General features: G+C 36.5%; 19 protein-coding genes and 1 riboswitch. Of the genes, 7 read left to right on the forward strand and 12 right to left on the reverse strand.

What is annotated here, in order from left to right; translation table 11 throughout:
* Nucleotides 1-4: 4 nt before the first annotated feature.
* From ldmS to HT586_RS11100, 5 genes are all read right to left on the reverse strand, one after another.
* Nucleotides 5-1,183: an L-aspartate--L-methionine ligase LdmS gene (ldmS, locus tag HT586_RS11080; protein ID WP_203545807.1), complete on the reverse strand. Its 1,179-nt coding sequence runs from the start codon at nucleotides 1,181-1,183 to the stop codon at nucleotides 5-7.
* Complete coding sequence (locus HT586_RS11085) at nucleotides 1,173-2,357, reverse strand: M20 family metallopeptidase (protein WP_133354143.1); 1,185 nt, start codon at nucleotides 2,355-2,357, stop codon at nucleotides 1,173-1,175. Before HT586_RS11085 ends, ldmS begins: the two co-directional genes overlap by 11 nt.
* A 59-nt stretch (nucleotides 2,358-2,416) precedes the next feature.
* Nucleotides 2,417-2,514: riboswitch (SAM riboswitch) on the reverse strand.
* A 54-nt stretch (nucleotides 2,515-2,568) separates the two neighbouring features.
* Nucleotides 2,569-4,071, reverse strand: coding sequence for a sensor histidine kinase (locus HT586_RS11090; protein ID WP_203545808.1), 1,503 nt, complete (start codon nucleotides 4,069-4,071; stop codon nucleotides 2,569-2,571).
* A 131-nt stretch (nucleotides 4,072-4,202) separates the two neighbouring features.
* A complete protein-coding gene (locus tag HT586_RS11095; RefSeq protein WP_096077985.1) occupies nucleotides 4,203-4,877 on the reverse strand; it encodes a response regulator transcription factor in 675 nt (224 codons plus the stop codon).
* A 119-nt stretch (nucleotides 4,878-4,996) separates the two neighbouring features.
* Nucleotides 4,997-5,539 carry a GrpB family protein gene (locus tag HT586_RS11100; protein WP_133354145.1) on the reverse strand — a complete coding sequence of 181 codons (543 nt, stop codon included), beginning with the start codon at nucleotides 5,537-5,539 and terminating at the stop codon, nucleotides 4,997-4,999.
* A gap of 152 nt (nucleotides 5,540-5,691) precedes the next feature.
* Here HT586_RS11100 and HT586_RS12570 point away from each other — a divergent pair, with 152 nt between their 5' ends.
* From HT586_RS12570 to HT586_RS11115, 3 genes are read left to right on the forward strand one after another with little or no spacing between them, the layout of a single operon-like run.
* A complete protein-coding gene (locus tag HT586_RS12570; RefSeq protein WP_203545809.1) occupies nucleotides 5,692-7,212 on the forward strand; it encodes a pyridoxal-phosphate dependent enzyme in 1,521 nt (506 codons plus the stop codon).
* Between the two features lie 2 nt (nucleotides 7,213-7,214).
* Nucleotides 7,215-8,360: a bifunctional cystathionine gamma-lyase/homocysteine desulfhydrase gene (locus HT586_RS11110; RefSeq protein ID WP_203545810.1), complete on the forward strand. Its 1,146-nt coding sequence runs from the start codon at nucleotides 7,215-7,217 to the stop codon at nucleotides 8,358-8,360.
* Between the two features lie 14 nt (nucleotides 8,361-8,374).
* The gene (locus HT586_RS11115; RefSeq protein WP_096077981.1) at nucleotides 8,375-8,860 is read left to right on the forward strand and encodes an S-ribosylhomocysteine lyase; all 486 of its coding nucleotides are present in this window, start codon (nucleotides 8,375-8,377) and stop codon (nucleotides 8,858-8,860) included.
* A gap of 60 nt (nucleotides 8,861-8,920) precedes the next feature.
* Here the strand turns inward: HT586_RS11115 and HT586_RS11120 are convergent, their stop codons facing one another.
* Nucleotides 8,921-9,529: a hypothetical protein gene (locus HT586_RS11120; protein ID WP_096077980.1), complete on the reverse strand. Its 609-nt coding sequence runs from the start codon at nucleotides 9,527-9,529 to the stop codon at nucleotides 8,921-8,923.
* Nucleotides 9,530-9,779: 250 nt separating this feature from the next.
* On the opposite strand from HT586_RS11120, the gene HT586_RS11125 reads away from it, so the two are divergent.
* Both HT586_RS11125 and HT586_RS11130 read left to right on the forward strand, forming a co-directional pair.
* Complete coding sequence (locus HT586_RS11125) at nucleotides 9,780-10,361, forward strand: hypothetical protein (protein WP_203545811.1); 582 nt, start codon at nucleotides 9,780-9,782, stop codon at nucleotides 10,359-10,361.
* 78 nt (nucleotides 10,362-10,439) lie between these two features.
* Nucleotides 10,440-10,706, forward strand: coding sequence for a hypothetical protein (locus tag HT586_RS11130; RefSeq protein WP_096077978.1), 267 nt, complete (start codon nucleotides 10,440-10,442; stop codon nucleotides 10,704-10,706).
* Between the two features lie 43 nt (nucleotides 10,707-10,749).
* Here the strand turns inward: HT586_RS11130 and deoB are convergent, their stop codons facing one another.
* The 5 genes from deoB to HT586_RS11155 form a co-directional block, all read right to left on the reverse strand.
* On the reverse strand, nucleotides 10,750-11,925 hold the full coding sequence (deoB, locus tag HT586_RS11135) for a phosphopentomutase (RefSeq protein ID WP_096077977.1): 1,176 nt from the start codon (nucleotides 11,923-11,925) through the stop codon (nucleotides 10,750-10,752).
* Between the two features lie 99 nt (nucleotides 11,926-12,024).
* Nucleotides 12,025-13,326 carry a pyrimidine-nucleoside phosphorylase gene (locus HT586_RS11140; RefSeq protein ID WP_133354151.1) on the reverse strand — a complete coding sequence of 434 codons (1,302 nt, stop codon included), beginning with the start codon at nucleotides 13,324-13,326 and terminating at the stop codon, nucleotides 12,025-12,027.
* 57 nt (nucleotides 13,327-13,383) lie between these two features.
* Nucleotides 13,384-14,046, reverse strand: coding sequence for a deoxyribose-phosphate aldolase (gene deoC, locus HT586_RS11145; protein WP_096077975.1), 663 nt, complete (start codon nucleotides 14,044-14,046; stop codon nucleotides 13,384-13,386).
* Nucleotides 14,047-14,129: 83 nt separating this feature from the next.
* Nucleotides 14,130-15,059 (reverse strand): sugar-binding transcriptional regulator, encoded by a 930-nt coding sequence (locus HT586_RS11150; RefSeq protein WP_096077974.1) that lies wholly within the window; start codon nucleotides 15,057-15,059, stop codon nucleotides 14,130-14,132.
* 114 nt (nucleotides 15,060-15,173) lie between these two features.
* Nucleotides 15,174-15,626 carry a Dps family protein gene (locus HT586_RS11155; RefSeq protein ID WP_096077973.1) on the reverse strand — a complete coding sequence of 151 codons (453 nt, stop codon included), beginning with the start codon at nucleotides 15,624-15,626 and terminating at the stop codon, nucleotides 15,174-15,176.
* A gap of 128 nt (nucleotides 15,627-15,754) precedes the next feature.
* On the opposite strand from HT586_RS11155, the gene HT586_RS11160 reads away from it, so the two are divergent.
* Entirely contained in the window at nucleotides 15,755-16,435 is a 681-nt protein-coding gene (locus HT586_RS11160; protein WP_188018642.1) for a DUF3169 family protein, read from the forward strand.
* Nucleotides 16,436-16,541: 106 nt separating this feature from the next.
* On the opposite strand, the gene HT586_RS11165 is transcribed toward HT586_RS11160, so the two are convergent.
* Nucleotides 16,542-17,816 carry a pyruvate MFS transporter gene (locus HT586_RS11165; protein ID WP_203545812.1) on the reverse strand — a complete coding sequence of 425 codons (1,275 nt, stop codon included), beginning with the start codon at nucleotides 17,814-17,816 and terminating at the stop codon, nucleotides 16,542-16,544.
* A 439-nt stretch (nucleotides 17,817-18,255) separates the two neighbouring features.
* Here HT586_RS11165 and HT586_RS11170 point away from each other — a divergent pair, with 439 nt between their 5' ends.
* The gene (locus tag HT586_RS11170; RefSeq protein WP_111746871.1) at nucleotides 18,256-19,305 is read left to right on the forward strand and encodes a 2,3-butanediol dehydrogenase; all 1,050 of its coding nucleotides are present in this window, start codon (nucleotides 18,256-18,258) and stop codon (nucleotides 19,303-19,305) included.
* Nucleotides 19,306-19,320: the final 15 nt, after the last annotated feature.

Here is a 19,320-nt window from a genome sequence, read left to right on the forward strand (position 1 = left end):
TGAATCACTCCTTAAGTCGAGCTTCAAATGCTTTTACGCGTGATTCTACTACCGCTTCATCTCCGTGCCAGATACAGATAAATCGTGATGGGAATCCGTCTTTCTCTTTATAATCTCCATTATAATAGGCAAGCGGGAATAAGTATCCTGCTTTCACTTCATTCAATATGACATCAAAGAATTTCGCATTATCTCCAGCACTATAATACGCAAGAAACTTCTTATAGTCTCCAGATAACACGCTATCTAATAATAACAGCGAGCTTGAACCGTTCTGTCTGAAGTTAAGGTCGATTGCGTAAATCGCACCTTCGCTATCCACAAGTAAATCAAAGCCAGCAATTCCAACATATCCTGCTTCTACACCATTTTGCATGATTTCCATTCCGGCATCGATGACATTCTGCGGAATATCATGATTTATAATATTCCCACGATATTTACCATACTTTTCAGTAATCTGCTGACTTGAACCAATAAACTTAATACCAAGTTCTTCGCTATATGCATATTGTATACAATAATTATGCACTGGCTCAATAAACTGTTCGATAATCATCTGCTCTGTACCTTCTGCTTCTCGGACACGTTTAATACTACGTTCAACATCTTCCTGCGTATAGCACAGCATTACGCCATATCCACCGGCAGTCGGATGTTCGTCTCCTGGTTTAATCACGAAAGGCAGTGACCACTTGCGAACAGTATTTTCAAACTCTTCAATCGCTACAACGTCACGTTTCGGTAAGAATTTCCCCTTTGTCCATTTATCCAGTATTGATTTATTGTTAAGCGCTAAAAATTTATCACGCGGTACGACATATTTATCGCCTGGTACTAATTCTTCTTCATGGGCATATTGAAAGAATATCTTTTCTCCATCTGCAACTGCCTCGCGTAACACCTGTTCATATGATTCACGTGTATTATACACTCTGAAACTATTTGGCATATCAAATCCAACTGCATTAAACAACGCTTCAGTTTTATCTGTCACAGTCGCTTGGTGTACAACGACCGGCATCTCGGCGATTAATAGTTCACGTGCGCTCAGTAAATTTGACTGATGTTCTTCCGGCTGCAGCCATGGATTAAAAGTATAGGATGGGCGTGATGAATACATCACTTTCTCCCCATATAAATCTTTCATAACTAATGGTAAGTTGATTGGTTTAGTCCCCATAAATGTTCTCCTTTAATGTTTCATGTAAATGTTTAATGCGTTGTAGTTCTTCAGGTTTCTCGATTAACTCGATAGCCATCGTTGCCATTATTTTAGCGCCTTGTAATAAGGCATGGTCTCCGTGTGCGCTTTTCGCTGCTTCACGAAACTCTACTGTGTGGCCTACGAGCGACGATGACCCCATCTTTATATGCGGGTGAATCGTAGGAATGATATGACTTACATTCCCCGTATCCGTTGAACCGAAACCAAAATCATCATGCAAAATTGGTTCATTATGCATAATAGCATGTTTCTCAAATAAATCATCTAAAAATGTATTTCTGATGAATTCATTGACACCATTTTGAATGTGGTTGAGTTGATATTCTGCACCTGCTGTAATTGACGCACCTTGTGCTACACGATCAACTTTACCGGTTAATACATCTAAATCTTTTCTGCTGATTGCTCGTGTATAAAATCTCGCTTTCGTATAATCCGGAATAATATTTGCTGACTTACCACCATCTAAAATAACACCATGCACTTTATCCGTCTTTTTAATATGTTGACGCAGTTGACCGATACCATTAAAGAAACTGATCATCGCATCGAGCGCGTTAATACCATTATGTGCATTCTCAGAAGCATGCGCAGTCTTGCCAAAAAACTCCACTTCAAATACGTCTACTGCCAATGTTGGCACGGTTCTAAACGATTCATGACCAGGATGAATCATCAATGCTACATCACTATCATTAAATAACCCAGCTTTAACGTATGATGCTTTCGCACTCCCGTTTACACCACCTTCTTCAGCTGGTGTGCCGAACACTTGAATGACACCGCCTAAATCATCAATCACTTCTTTTAGAGCAATCGCTGATAATACGCTAGATGTGCCGATAATGTTATGACCACATGCATGTCCTAAACCTGGCAATGCATCGTATTCTGCTAAATAAGCAATAGTAGGTCCTGCTTTCTCACTTTCATACGATGCGATAAATCCAGTTTCATGTCCTGCAATATCACGCTCTATACTAAATCCTGCATCTTTTAATGTCTTGCTCAGCAAATTAGACGCAAAGTATTCTTCGTTGCCTAGTTCAGGTCGTGCATGAATTTCATGACTGATGCGTATGAATTTATCTCTATTTTCATCTATATATTGTAATACTTTGTTATTCATATTATTCTCTCCTCCGTACTTATAAAAAAAAGACATTCCCAGATAGGAATGTCTACACGTTCTTATCTGCCAGCTTACGCTGTAGGAATTAGCACCTTACATTACTGCAGGTTGCTGGATGTCATCGGGCCCTTCCCTCAATCCGTCTTGATAAGTTATTGAATTTATAGATAACTATATAGTTATCTATAAATTCTGTCAAATATCAAAATTAGTATGTTGGTAAAGTAATTAAGAATTTCGTGCCAGCAACTGAACTGACAACGTCTATCGTGCCGTCATGCAGTTCCACGATTTCTTTTGCCACAGATAATCCCAAACCACTGCCATTATGGTGTTCATTTGTTCTATTACCACGATAGAACTGTTCAAAGATATGTGTCAGATCTTCCTGTGGTATACCTTGCCCATTATCCGCAATTTCTATAATCGCGTTATTTCCATTCGTATACGTACTGATCCATACTTCAACATTGACATTATGTGTAAAACTATTCGTCACAATATTCGTCAGCACGCGATCCATCCTTGACGTATCAATATGAATCGTCGCATCTTCTTTATGTATGTAGCTTAAACCTTTATTGCCATATTGAGAGACAAATGCATCGATATATGTTCGCAAACATGTTTCTTCTGTATGGAATTGAATCCCATCACTTTTCAGTTGATAGACCATATTTAAATCTTTAAGCAGCTGATCAATATATAATGCTTTATCTTCAATAATGCCGATAAACTTCTTCTGTTCGTCCGGTTCAAGCAGCATACCACTGTTAAGTATTTTGGCATATCCATAGATTGAGCTAAGCGGTGTTTTTAAATCATGTGTAATACCCCGTACCCATTTTTCCCGCTGAATATTCATATTACTTTGGTAATTTTTATCATCTGCAAGCTTTCCTGTAAGTTTCGCTATCGCACCATCAATCGGACTATACATACGATATTTACGACGTAATCGACCATTTTTATAGATTCTTTCATCATTAAGCACTGAATAGTCACCTTTTGCAAGTCGCTCTACCCATGTTGAAAAGTGTTTTAACGGTTGCGCTAGTCGATTACCTAAAAAGATTGAGAACAGTAATATAGCAGCCAATACAACGAGATTTATCCATGCATACCAAATTAAAAAATTTTTTATGTCATTCATAAAATCTTTATCATACATATAGCTGTCCTCTGCAAAGATTGCTTTCGTATCAGCCGGATGTTGATTTTTCTGAACCACATAGTAATTTTTATTATCTTTAAAATATGAAACAAAGAAATATTTCTGGTAATTGTCATTATTCTTATGCTTAAATAGCGTACTATTCACGACATCTTCATCAAACTGTCCAGAAATTTTAGTTAAGCCTTTTTTATCTGCAACGAATAACGCAAGATCGTGTTGCTCTAAATAACGCTGTGCTTCTTTCGAATCAGTTTCAAGCTTACGTCTCGCTTCATTTAATACTTTATTCTCCAAATAGATAACCTGCTGTCCTTTAGGCAGCTCCCATGTCGTAAATGCTTCAGCACGATATGTATTTAACGGCTGTAATTTGAAATCTTTATCAGACGAATATATGACCTTACCACCCTTGTCTCTTACTACAAGTATGCCGTTGTGCTGTTTAATATAATTAACCATCTCTTTAACCGGTTTAACTTTGTCCCCGTCAAACTTAATATATTCACTAATAGCATATGAATCCACACTTTGCATATCTTCCTCAAAGAAACTTTGTTCACTCGTAACCAGAAAATAGAGAAAGAAGGCACAAATAATTAAGGTCACTGAAAAATAAAAGATAAGAAAATAACGGATAAAGCGAATCATAAATTTTTTGCTGATGCTCATTTATCCTCACCTGATTTTAAAATGTAGCCGATACCACGTGATGTTAGTAATAATTTCGGTTTACTTGGTTCCACTTCGAGCTTTTCTCTTAACTTTCGGATATGAACCATCACTGTATTATCATCTACAAACTGATTTTCCCACACCGCTTCATAAATCTGCTCTTTTGTACATATCTCATCCTGATGTTCATAGAGGTATTGCATCAATAAATATTGTTTTCCTGAAAGCAGATATTTCTTATCTCTTACAGTTAATTCTGCATTTCGTTCGTCAAATGAATATAACGCCTTTTCTTTTTTACCGGACTTCATATAACGCTCGACATTGACCTTTACTCTCACCGCAAGCTCCATCGGATTAAATGGCTTTGTAATATAATCATCTGCTCCATTTTGAAAGCCTTTAATCTTATCTCTATCCTGTGTATTGGCCGAAACATAAAGAATCGGCGCATCGGTCATTTCACGTATTTCATTGCCAAGATCATAACCTGACCCATCCCCAAGATTTATGTCCAATAGATAAGTATCATAATGTGTACTAATCATCAACTTCGCCTGTGCAAATGTAGAAGCAATATCAACTTTTCCGAATCCTTCACGCACAAGAATAAACTTTATAAGTTCGGCAATCTCAAGTTCATCTTCTACAATTAATATTGACGGCATATTTTTATCTCCTTTAAAAAATGCATTTATTTAGTAATAATAACAAAATTTCCACTATTTTTGTATTATTCTTTTAATGATGAAAAAAAACGAGATAGAAGTAATCTTCAATCTCGTTCTTATATTATTGAAACATCTTCATGTGATGTTCTATCACTATACCAGTCAAGAGCTTTTACTGTCATTACGGTAACAAAGATAAGTTTAGACTGTTCATATGCGTGAACTTCAAATGGATACATTTTAGCAAGTTCTATTTTCACACTATTATATCGTTCCATCTCACTCGGATAATACTTTAAATAGCTGGTAAACGCAGTCATTTCTAAAATCTTTTCATGACCAGATGGAAATATATAGAGCTGATGTGTTCTATCACCTGAAACGCGATTCACATATTGTAAACTATCTTTAAATGCCGATGTGATTCTTTCATAACCTAAATTGATTAAAGCCAGATGCTGCGTTTCAAAGAGCTGCAAACTTTTAGTGACAATCATCATATCAATAATTGGTTTAGCCGACATACCAGGCACTGCTGTTGAACCGATATGCAATATATTATCGGCGTGCTCTTTAATACTATTTTTTAATTTTCTGCTTTCATCTAAAAACAAATGCTGCCAAATACTATCATATGGTAAAACAACAATCTTCTTCATATGCCACCAACTTTCAAATTTTGTAATAGTACTATTATATCTCGTTGTGACAAAATTCACAAACTATTTCGTTGTTTTCTAATTCGTACCATGTTATTATTAATCCCGAGTTAACCGATAAGATTACTTAAAATATAGGAGCGGAAATAATCATGAGCTTACCTTTTATGGATATATTTAAAAACTGGGCATCGGAATACGATAACTTCGTGACGGGTCAGGACCCTGAATATAAAGATGTTTTTGTAAACTATGACTTTATGATTGCACAAGCAGTAAAACATGCACAAGGCGATGTTGTAGAATTTGGACCAGGTACTGGTAACTTAACTAATTACCTTTTACAGCAAGGTTTAAACGTCCGTGCGATTGAACCAAGCGAAGAAATGGCAGCAATCGGAGAAAAGAAGACAGGGATTACGTTTGAACGTGGTGACTTCTTAAATTTCAAACAGCAACCAGCTGATACATTTATCTCTTCATTTGCTTTCCACCACTTAACAGATACAGAAAAAGATATCGCAGTCGGTAAATATGCAGCATTACTTAATGATGGTGGCCGCGTCATCATTTTAGATACAATCTTCAATTCTGAAGAAGAGAAACAATCGATGATAGCGTACTATACGTCACTTGGTTTCAATAATTTAGTAGATGATTTAAACCGTGAATATTATCCATTAAAAGAAACGATGGAAGTTATCGCCAGCCGCAATGGCTTCGACTATCACGATACACAGCTTAATCGCTTTGCACACCTTCAGATTTTAGAAAAAAAGACAATTAAAAAACCATTTGATTTAATCGGCCACACACCTATAGTAGAAATTACAGCATTTCCGTTAAATGAGGGAAATCGTATTTTCGCAAAACTAGAGAATCATAATTTAGGTGGTTCAGTAAAAGATCGCCTTGGACTAAATATTATTACCAAAGCTTTAGAACGCGGTGATATTAAAACCGGTCAAGTCGTTGAAGCAACTGCAGGGAACACGGGTATCGGGTTGGCACTTATATGCCAGAAGTATGATTTAAAATTACGTGTATACGTTCCTGAGAAGTTCAGCGTTGAAAAACAAAGCATTATGCGTGCTTTAGGCGCAGAAATTATCAATACACCAACGGATAAAGGGATGCTATTCGCACGCGAGGAAGCATTAAAATATGCACAGGAAACGGGTGCATTCTTCACCAATCAATTCGAATCACCTGATAATCCTTCTAGTTATGAAGGACTTGCGAATGAAATTATCGCTGATGTTGGACGCGTTGATATGATCGTAGCCGGCGCTGGTTCAGGTGGTACGTTTACAGGGCTAGCACACTACTTTAAAGATGCACATAAAGTCATCGTTGAGCCACAAGGTTCAATATTAAATGGTGGTGAATCAGGCAGTCACAGGACTGAAGGTATCGGTGTTGAAAAATGGCCAGGTTTCTTACCAAAAGATTTAATCGATGCAGTTGAAACGATTTCTGATATTGATGCTTTTACAAAAGTGTCAGAACTTGCTAAGCTTGAAGGGTTAATGCAAGGTAGTTCATCTGGTGCTGCATTACAGGCGGCGCTAAATCAGCAACAACACTTTACGCATCAAAATATCGTAGTCATCTTCCCGGATGCTAGCGACAGATATTTATCACAAGCAATATTTAATATTAAAGGAGAATAACAATGAAGAAAAAAACAATGATGATTCATGGTGGACAAACGACTGATACCTATACTGGATCAGTCAATGCACCAATTTATCAGACAAGCACATATAAACAAGATGGTATTGGTAACTTACGTCAAGGTTACGAATATTCTCGTACGAAGAACCCAACACGTACTGCTTTAGAAACGTTAATCGCAGACCTTGAACATGGACATGAAGGTTTCGCATTCGGTTCAGGTATGGCAGCAGTATCAACAGTAGTAATGCTGTTAAATGCTGGTGACCATATCGTAGTTGGTAGTGACGTCTACGGCGGAACATACCGCGTATTTACTAAAGTATTTGACCGTATCGGCATTAAATCAACGTTTGTAGATACAACAGATGTTGAAGCGGTTAAAGCGGCAATTACACCTGAAACTAAGATGTTATATATCGAAACACCGACAAATCCATTACTCAATGTTACGGACATTCGTGCAATGGTTGAAATCGCACAAGCAAACGACTTAATCTCAGTAGTAGATAATACATTTATGACACCATATTTCCAGAATCCAATCGATCTAGGTGTTGATATTGTATTACATTCAGCGACAAAATATATCGGTGGTCATAGTGATGTTGTAGCAGGTTTGCTTGTTTCACGTACACCAGAATTATCAGAACAAATTCACTTTATTCAGAACTCTGCTGGTGGTATACTCGGACCACAAGATAGTTTCTTACTTGTACGTGGTATTAAAACACTTGCATTACGTATGGAACAAACCGAAAAAACAACGAAGAAAATTATCGAATTCCTACAATCACAAGATAAAGTAACAAACATCTTCCACCCATCATTATTAGATGCAGAACGTAAAGCAATTCATGAATCACAAGCAACAGGTTTCGGCGGAATGATTTCATTTGATGTCGGTTCTAAAGAAAATGCTGAATTACTTGTAAAATCTTTAAAATACTTTACATTAGCTGAATCATTAGGTGCAGTTGAAAGTTTAATCTCTGTACCAAGTCAAATGACACATGCATCTATTCCACGTGAACGCCGTTTAGAATTAGGAATCACTGATGGATTAGTACGTATTTCAGTGGGTATTGAAGATAGTGAAGATTTATTAGAAGACTTAAAAGAAGGATTTGCATTACTCAAATAATCAGGAGGCACATCATGACACAAAAAATGAATGTTGAAAGCTTTAACTTAGACCATACAATCGTAGACGCACCATTCGTACGTTTAGCAGGTATTAAAGAAGGTATCAATGGCGATGTAATTAACAAATACGATATCCGTTTCAAACAACCAAACAAAGAACATATGGAAATGCCTGGACTACACTCATTAGAACATTTAATGGCTGAGAACATCCGTAACCATACAGATAAAGTTGTAGATTTATCACCAATGGGATGTCAGACAGGATTCTACCTATCACTAATTAATCATGATGACTATGAAGACGTGTTAGTTATACTGGAAAAAACATTAAATGACGTCCTTACTGCTACAGAAGTACCAGCATGTAACGAAGTACAATGCGGATGGGCTGCAAGCCATTCATTAGAAGGCGCGCAAGCTATCGCTAAAGAAATGTTAAGCAAAAAAGACGGCTGGAGAAATATTTATCAAGAAGGTAAAGCACCAGCAGAATAATTTAAAATCCACCTCGGCTGAGGTGGATTTTTTTCTAACTCAAGATCAACAAATTATCCATTAAAATCTAATTAAATTAGCAGCTGCATAAACGTCATCATATTCGTTCAATACTTTTAACTGTTCATCAACAATATCTAGATGATATGGACCAGTCATCTCACCAATTTCATACATCTTCGCGCTATCAATGTCATCATGCTTCTTAAAATTAAACGTTACGCTGTAATCTGACTTTTCACCAGTACCATATACAAGTTCACCTAACACTTTAGCCGTACCATTACCTTCAAAGTAAGGTTTCAACTCTAATGGCAATGTAAATCTGAAACGATAATGCGGTGTATTATGCATAAGATAATTATAAAGCACGCGATCAATTCTATAATCTAAGCGGAAAGTAACACCATTATCGTTTGGCGTTACCACTAAATTCTTCACCATAAAGTGTGGCATATGAAACTCTTTCCCTACAGCTTCAGGTGGTGTCGGTTCCGGCTTTACAAGTTCAACATTGACGCTTTTTTTCTTCTCATCGTTATGATTCAAATTTTGTACCTCATCGTTTTGTTTTTGATTTTTCGTTAAGAAATAATATAGTGCTCCACTCGCTGCAACAAATACAATTGCACCGACTGCACCAGTCGTCTTTTTACAGTTACATTTCATAGTGACGTCCCCTTTATCTACGTTATTTTATTTCACTATACCCCATTCATGTTTATCTTAAGCGAAACTATTAAAAATCTATAAAAAACTATAAAAATAATAAAAAAAATGTTAATGTAGTGTTTGTACTTTAAGAAATGAGGTTTTAATTATGCTTTTCTCACGAACACCGGTAAATAAACTTTTACCGTTCATATACACAACACTTTTTGTTATTTTTATATTACTTATATTTGAGCAGATGCTACAAATGGTTATTGTTTTGTTATTTCCGGACATTTATAGTGTCCTCCCCTTCACTTTAGACATTTTCTTTACAGAAAATATGAGTGAGCTAACAAATATTCCTTCATGGACCATTATTCTGTTTGTCATTTTTATTCTTATTGCAATAACATTCTGGATAGTAGAATTACTCGTAAAATATAACGAGCGACAGGAAGAACTATACATCGGTGATATTACAGATCATCATCTTTACTTAGCCATATTCACACGTCCAAATGTTAATATAACAGACCTACCAATCTATACCGGAGACTTTATGCGTGATAATAAAGGGACTTCAAGTACTTCAGAAACAACTAGTACACCAGGTGAGCTCTATAAATTCATGCATGCAGCGCTATTTAGTAAACCACTTGATGAAGTCTTCTACATTCAGCATATTAAAGTTCAGAAAGAAACATGGCGAGGGCTTAAATTTACAGGTCAAGCGATAACGAATAAACGTAATCTTCTCGTACGTAAACAGAAGAAATTCTTCCTTTCCCGTTCAGTTAATGATTTCGATAAAATGAAAACATTCATTAAAAGTATTGCTGAAAACTAATATTTACAGATAATTTACTTTAAATTCACTCCATCTCAATATTAAAAGGGTAAGATGTCTATCATGGAGATGATAGACATGTTTACAGAAAAAGAACGATTAAACTTAATTATGTCGTATGGTTTAGAAGAATCCATCGATCTTTATAATAAATATTATGATGAAATCCACTCTATAGATCTTAAAAAATTTAAATCAACCATGAGCATCCAGTATGATTTACCACAAAAGCTTGCTGATGCCATATACTTTATAGAATATCATTATAAAAATCGGGGTCCCCACTTTGAAGAGATCATGGACTTCTTTAATACTTTACGCGCGATTGAACGACAAGTGATATAAAAATGGCTCACTACAATAAGTAGCGAGCCAATTTTATTTGTTTCTATTTCAATTTATTCAAATAACTCTCTCCGAATTCAGGTAATTTCACTTCAAAGTTATCAGCGATCGTAGCACCAATTGAAGCAAATGAGTCGTGTCCTGAAAGTTCACCATTACCGATTGATTTTGAATACATCAATAAAGGTACATATTCTCTCGTATGGTCTGTTCCAGGCATTGTTGGATCATTACCATGATCTGCAGTAATGATTAATAGATCATCTTCACGGAGTTCATCTAATAGTTCACCTAAACGCTCATCAAATGCTTTAATCGCATTCATATAACCTTCTTTATCACGACGATGACCATATAACGCATCAAAGTCTACTAAGTTTAAGAAGCTTAAACCTTTGAAATCACGTTTTACAACTTCTAATAATTTATCCATACCATCCATATTATCTTTCGTACGGATTGACTCAGTAACACCTTCGCCATCATAGATATCATTAATCTTACCAATTGCGATTACATCTAAACCAGCATCTTTCATTTCATTCATCACTGTACGTCCGAAAGGCTTTAACGCATAATCATGACGGTTAGATGTTCTCGTAAAGTTTCCAGGTTCCCCTACATATGGTCTTGCAATAATACGACCAATCAAGTATTTAGGATCCTTTGTAAACTCACGCACTTTCTCACAGATCTCATATAATTCATCTAATGGAATAATATCTTCATGGGCAGCAATTTGTAATACAGGGTCAGCTGAAGTATAGACGATTAAATCGCCAGTTTTCATTTGATGTTCGCCCCACTCGTCAATGATTGCTGTACCTGATGCTGGTTTATTGGCAACAACTTTGCGTCCTGTCATTTCTTCGATTGCTTGTACGAGTTCCTCAGGGAATCCATCAGGATAAACTTTAAACGGTTTATCGATATTCAACCCCATAATCTCCCAGTGTCCAGTCATCGTATCTTTCCCAACTGATGCTTCAGATAATTTCGTATAATAGCCAACCGGTTCATCTACCTTATTTACTACTGGAAGTTCAGCAATATTTCCTAAACCTAAACGCTCTAAGTTTGGTAGTTTTCCTTCGTAACCTTCTAACGTATGTTTTAAAGTGTGACTTCCAAGATCTCCGAACTTGTCAGCATCTGGTGCTTCACCGATACCTACAGAGTCCATTACAATTAAATGAATTCTATTAAATTTCATGATTATCTCTCCTTTGCGTTGTGCTGAATGAGGTGGATTTCAATGTGACTTGTCCAATATCTCATGTTTATTGGACACATCGCTCAAACATCCAATCCAATCCTACTACTCAGTAATAACTTTATGAATCAATACTGGTGCTTCTGCACTGTCTGCAATTTCAATATTGTCGTAAATTTTATTCATAACGTCTTCTACATTATCTCGGTTTGCGTATATTGTTACAAGTGATTCGCCCGCTTCAACTTTGTCGCCGACTTTCTTACGTAGCATCAATCCTACTGCTAGATCAATAACGTCTTCTTTCGTAGCGCGTCCTGCACCGAGTAACATCGAAGCCACTCCGATTTCATCTGCTACAATCTTGCTTACGACACCACTTTCTTTCGCTGGTACTTCAATCACATATTCTGCTTGAGGTAACTTAGTAACATCATCAACGACTGACGCATCTCCACCTTGGTTAGTAAGGAATGTTTTAAATTTCTCTAAAGCTTTACCATTATCAATTACTTCCTGTAATTTCGCACGTGCTTCATCTAACGATTCTGCTTTACCTGCTAATACGACCATTTGACTGCCTAAAGTAAGTACAAGTTCTGTTAAGTCTTCCGGTCCTTCGCCGCGTAATGTTTCAATCGCTTCTTTCACTTCCAGTGCATTACCGATTGCAAATCCTAAAGGCTGACTCATATCAGAGATTATCGCCATCGTATTACGTCCGACGTTATTTCCGATCTTAACCATTGCATGTGCAAGCTGCTCTGCATCTTCTTCTGTCTTCATAAATGCTCCCGCACCTGTCTTAACATCTAATACGATCGCGTCAGCTCCTGCTGCAATCTTCTTACTCATAATACTTGAGGCGATTAACGGTATACTATTCACTGTTCCTGTTACATCACGTAATGCATATAATTTCTTATCTGCCGGTGTTAAATTGCCTGTTTGTCCGATTACCGCTAACTTATCTTCATTTACAATCTTAACGAAGTCTTCTTCTGAAATTTCAACATGGAATCCTTCTACCGCTTCTAATTTATCAATTGTTCCACCTGTATGTCCTAATCCACGGCCGCTCATCTTCGCAACCGGAATATCAAGTGCTGCTACCAACGGTCCTAATACTAAAGTTGTTGTATCACCAACACCGCCTGTTGAATGTTTATCAACCTTCACACCTTTTATAGCGCTTAAGTCAATCTGATCACCACTTTCAACCATCGCCATCGTTAAGTTAGCACGTTCTTCATCGTTCATATCCTGGAAGAATATCGCCATCGCTAAACTCGATGCCTGATAATCAGGAATTTCTTCTTTAGTATAACCCTTAATGAAGAATTCAATTTCTTCTTTTGTTAATGCATGTCCGTCACGTTTCTTTGCAATAATGTCTACCATTCTCATAATTAATAACCTCCATTTTTTGTAAGCGTTTTCTTTTATATCAAAAGTGAAAGGGAATTAATAATCCCCTTTAGCTTCTTCACCCTTTAAAATTTGTACACCAGCTGATGCGCCGATACGCGTAGCGCCAGCATCGATCATCGCTTTAACGTCTTCATAAGAACGCACGCCACCTGATGCTTTTACACCCATATCACGTCCAACTGTTTCACGCATTAATTTCACATCTGCTACTGTTGCTCCACCTGTTGAGAATCCTGTAGAAGTCTTAACGAAATCTGCTCCTACTTCTTTCGCAATTTCGCTCACTTTCACTTTCTCTTCATCAGTTAAAAGACTTGTTTCGATGATTACTTTCGTCGTAACATCTCCTGCAGCATCTACTACTGCTTTAATATCTTCACGTACTAAATCAAAGTTACCGCTCTTAGCCGCACCGATATTAATCACCATATCAACTTCACCTGCACCGTTAGCAATCGCATCTTTCGTTTCAAATGCTTTTACTGCTGGTGTATTAGCACCTAATGGGAAGCCGATTACAGTACATACTAAAACATCAGTACCCTCTAATAAAGCATGTGCATATTTTACATGTGTCGGATTCACACATACACTCATAAAGCCGTATTCACGTGCTTCTTGTGCAAGCTGTTCAATTTGGGCAGTCGTTGTTTCTGGTTTCAAAGCAGTATGATCAATATATTTCGCTAAATTCATATTATTTATTCCTCCCTTATATTCAAATCCATTATAACAGATATTGAACAAAAGTAAAAATGTTAAATGAAATTACGTTCAAGTTAAATTAATTGCTTAGCTGTAATGCTGTCAGTTATAAGTACATTCGGTATACCACCCGTTAGTGCACCTCGAATTGCTTCTATCTTATGCTTACCGCCTGCAACAAGTATACTTGTTGGAATCTGCTTTAATGTATCCAGGGTCACACCCATCGTACGATCATCGACCCAGACGTCAGCAATTCTCCCATTCTTATTATAAAATCTTGAACAGATGTCACCCACCGCTTCATTCTTCAGACGCTTAACTTCATCGTCCGATAAAAAGCCAAGTTTAAACAACAGTGCTTCATCGCGCACTGTCCCTGTAGTGTATATGGCAACATCACATGTACTTGCCATGCTTAAAATCCCTTTAATATGGCGATCTTCACTCACTAATTGTTTCACCTGTTTGTTATCAAAAATAACAGGAACAGGTAGATCACGTGGAATGGAATTGAAGCTCTTTGCAAATAATGCTAACGTTTCATGTGAATTCGTCTTTATATTTGAGTATGAAATACCACCTTTTAACTGAATGGTAGAAACGCCAGTTAAATTCGTCGGTTTCATTAAATTAGCAGTTTCATACATCGTTTTTCCCCAGCTAATGCCGACGACATCGTTATTCTTCACATTGTCATGAAGAAATTCTGCAGCTGCTTCTGCTATAGCACTGAGCACAATTTCGTATTTATCGCTCGATACTTCTTTAATTAAGACATACTTTAAATTATATTTTTCTTTCAGTAATTCTGCGAGTTCCTCACTTTTTTCATATGGGTCATGAATCGTAATATTGACAATCCCCATATCTTTAGCAAATTGAAGTTGTCTCGATACAGTCGGTCTGGAGATATTAAGTTCATCGGCAATTGCCTTTTGCCCTAAATTTTCTTCATAATACATTTTAGCGATTCTAATACATTGTTTGATTTTTTCTTCCATTATGCTCACCTCTACTTACATTCATTTTAAGGGAAAACATAAAAAAATACACTTCAATTCCATTGAAGTGTATCAATTAATTTATTAACTAATAATAACGCGTTAGATTTTAAATTATCCTAAGAAAGATTTTAACATCCAGTTATGTTTCTCAAGGTTCGTAATCATACCTAAGAACATATCTGCAGTCATTTCATCATCTGCTTCTTCGGCTGTAGCTTTACCTTCTTCTAATTGTTTGATTACTTTATCAAAGTCTTTAGATAAATCTTTCACCATATCTGCTGCAGATAAATTTTTCTTAGCTTCTTTAACAACAGATAAATCTAAACTTTCTTTTAACGTTGCAATAGGATTTCCTTCAATCGCTAAAATACGCTCTGCTAATTCATCGATGTAAACGTTAGCCTCATCATATAACTCTTCGAATTTAGTGTGTAGACTGAAGAAGTGTGGTCCTTTTACATACCAGTGATAGTTATGTAATTTCGTATAAAGCACCGTCCAGTTTGCCACTTGTTGGTTTAATGCTGCTACTACTTTGTTTTCTTGTGTTTTTTTAGCCATCAATAATCTCTCCTTTTAATTGTTATTTATATTAATTATTATATAATAATTATTCTAATTAAGCAAACGATTTTGTCTGTCTCATTTTAAAATATTTGGGTATACTATTAAAAAAAGAGGAGGCCATTATGTTTAGAAAATACATATTACCTATCATTATCGCAATACTCGCTGCTATCATGCTGCTCAGTATCGATTACTGGAAACTACCTTTAACCGATATACTTACTTCTACCCCATATATCGTTGTGTTATGCATACTTGCTGTATTATTTGCTATTATTGCCTTTATTTATAGTAAGCTTGCCTATAAAGTAGATAATGACCCTAGTTTAGAACATTACGAACAGGACAGAGCATCATTCAAGAAATTTTCCGAGATGAACATCGCTATCATTATTTCATTTTATTTCGCGCTCGGATCAATTCTATTAATCAGTATTAATGATGCGCCGTTATATTTAGGAATTATCAGTATAATCGTGTTAATTATTGCTATTCTCATGCGCTATTACGGCTATAGCATGATTAACAAACTGTATCCGGAACGTGATTTACCCGATAACTTTGAAGCAGACTTTGATGACAAGCTTATTGATTCATTATCTAAAGAAGAAATGTATACGATATTTACCGGACTATATAATGCTTTTAAAATTACTAATATTTTATTACCCGCAGCAATGATGCTGATTACGATATATGGGTATGCAACAGGCGTACCGCAACACTTCGCTCTGTCGGTTATCGCCGCTGTCGCAATCATCATCAATATCGTCTACCAGATTACTGTCAGAAAGATGATCTAGACATTTTCATAACGCAACAATGCCGGATACTCACAGTGTCCGGCATTGTTATGTCTATTTAATAGCTTCTATATAAAAAAGACACCCAATAATGAGTGTCTAAAAACTATGCTTGTCTATGTTCTTCTAATAATGGCTCATCCGGTTTAACAAAGAACCATAGGATAATTGCAAGTGCTGCCGGAATCAACATTAAATAGAACGTCGTATCCCAACCGAACTTCTGTACTAATACCCCACCTAAGAATGGACTTAAGAAAGCACCGATATTACCCCATAAGTTCATCCATCCTGAAACAGTACCTGAGTAGTTACGTCCCAGGTCAGCAGCTGAAGCCCAACTCATACCCATCGATAAACCTACCCCACCTAAACATAGTGATAAGTAAAAGATGTTCATCGTCATATCATTAGTTTGAACTGATAAGAATAACGAAATCGCAAATACGATAAATCCAAAGATTGCGATACTTGAACGTGCTTTAAATTTAGAATGACCACGTGCAACAATCGCATCTGAAATTGATCCACCAGCCATGATTAATACGAACATCATTAACCACGGTGCTGCCGCTAAGAATTTCATATCCGTTAAAATAATATGATATTCTTCTTGCAGGTAAGTTGGTAACCAGATTAAGAATAATGTGATAACAAACTGTACTACGAAATATTGACCGGCGATTGCAAAGAAGCTGAAACGTTGGAAGAAACGTCCCCAAGGTGCAGTTTCTTTCGTAGCACCACCTACTGCATCACGGTTTTCCATGATATAGTGCTTTTCCGCTTCATTCACCATCTTATGTTGTTCAGGTAAATCTTTAGCAATAACAGCCCATAGTAAAGCAATTAAAATACCGATTGCACCAAAGATATAGAATACCGCTTCCCATCCAAACGCCTGATAAATAGCGATTGTTACAAATGGTGCAATAACAGGACCGAAGTAACTACCTGCCAGTAAGGCGCTTGAAGCACGACCTTTTTCTGATTTTGCAAACCAGTATGTGTTAAATACAGCGTTTGATGGATACATCGGACCTTCACCAATACCGAATAAGAAACGCATCGTGTATAATAATCCGTGATTTTTAACAACCCCAGTCAGGATTGTAAATGCACTCCACCAGACTAGTGCAAATGTTAACATCTTCTTAGGACCAAATTTCTCAGCCATGATCCCTGCTGGTACCTGCATTAATGCATAACCTGCTGCAAATATAGAACCTAACATCCCAAATTGCGCTTTAGACATATTTAAATCTTCCATCATCGGACCAGCGATATAAGAAATATTCGCTCTATCCATATAGGCAATAACCCCGATGACAAAGAACATCAGTGCGAACATCCAACGCACATTAGACTTTCTTTCATTCATAATATATTCTCCCCCATAATCGTTTTCGACTCACTCAGTCATCCGATGACTATATTTTTTGACTCCTCAAAAATACCACAGGATAAAACCGTTTACAATACCTTTGTGAAAAAATAATATAAATTTTTTAATCCATCTCAACTTGATAAGAACAAGTATTTGTGACCCTATCATCACAATTAAAGTTACTGATTTCACAAAATTGTTATATTGTTAAAAACAAAAACTATATAACAGTTTTAAAAACGTTTATCTCTTTAATTCTTTAATTTATTAATACTTCTCGTAAAGACGATACAACCTAAAAACAACGCAATATTTCGAATAAATATTATATAAAAATATTCTGAAAAATAAAACAGATGAATTGTAACACACGACACTAATTGGTATAATATAACTGTTATAAAAATAAAATTTCATCAAGGAGTGTTTGTCAATGAAAGCAGCAGTATGGTATGGTCCGAAAGATATTCGCGTAGAAGAAAAAGAAATTCGTGATATGAAACCGAACGAAGTACGTGTGAAAGTTGGCTACGCAGGTATTTGTGGATCAGATTTACACGAATATCAGGAAGGACCTGTATTTATTCCAGTCGATAAAGAAGATGAATTAACAGGTGGAAAAGCACCTTTAATTATGGGGCATGAATTCTCTGGTACAGTCGTTGAAGTAGGAAGTGAAGTAAAAGACTTTAAAGTTGGTGACCGTGTATCTGTTAACCCAACGGTAACACATGGTAAAAGTATCGATGAACTAGACGTATATGATGGCTTTAGCTTTATTGGATTACACACAGACGGTGGTTTCACTGATCTAGTAAACGTACCTGAAGTTAATTTGTATCACTTACCAGACTCAGTATCATTACGTGTCGCAGCAACAATTGAACCGCTTGCAGTGGGTGTGCAGGCTGTAAAAGAAAGTGAAATTGAATTCGGTGATACTGTTGCAATCTTCGGTGCCGGTCCTATCGGATTATATACGACACTTGCAGCACGTGCAGCTGGCGCAAGAAAGATTATCGTATTGGATTTATCAAAAGAACGTTTAGAAAAAGCATTAGAATGTGGTGCTACTGACATCATCAATTCTGGTGAAGTGGATGCAGTTGAAGCCATTAAGAAAATCGTACCTGGCGGCGTAGATCGTTCATTTGAAGTTGCAGGTGTTGCACCAACATTTAAACAGGCAATCGATGCTACGCGCCCTCGCGGTAAAATGGTTATCGTATCAATATTTGCAGGAGACATCTCTTGGCCACCATTGCAATTAACAAACACTGGTGTGCAAATCACATCTACAATTGCTTATTCTAGAGCAAGCTACCAACAAACAATCGACTTATTAGGCAGTGGGCAAGTTGATACTGAAAATACGATTACAAAAGAAATCGAATTAGATGATATCGTCACAGAAGGCTTCGAAACATTAACGAACGATAAAAACCAAGTCAAAATCTTAGTTAAATTAAACGGCGAAGGATAATAAATCATCCTTCAA

The sequence above is a fragment of the Macrococcoides bohemicum genome, from assembly GCF_016865215.1.
Lineage (GTDB): Bacteria > Bacillota > Bacilli > Staphylococcales > Staphylococcaceae > Macrococcoides > Macrococcoides bohemicum.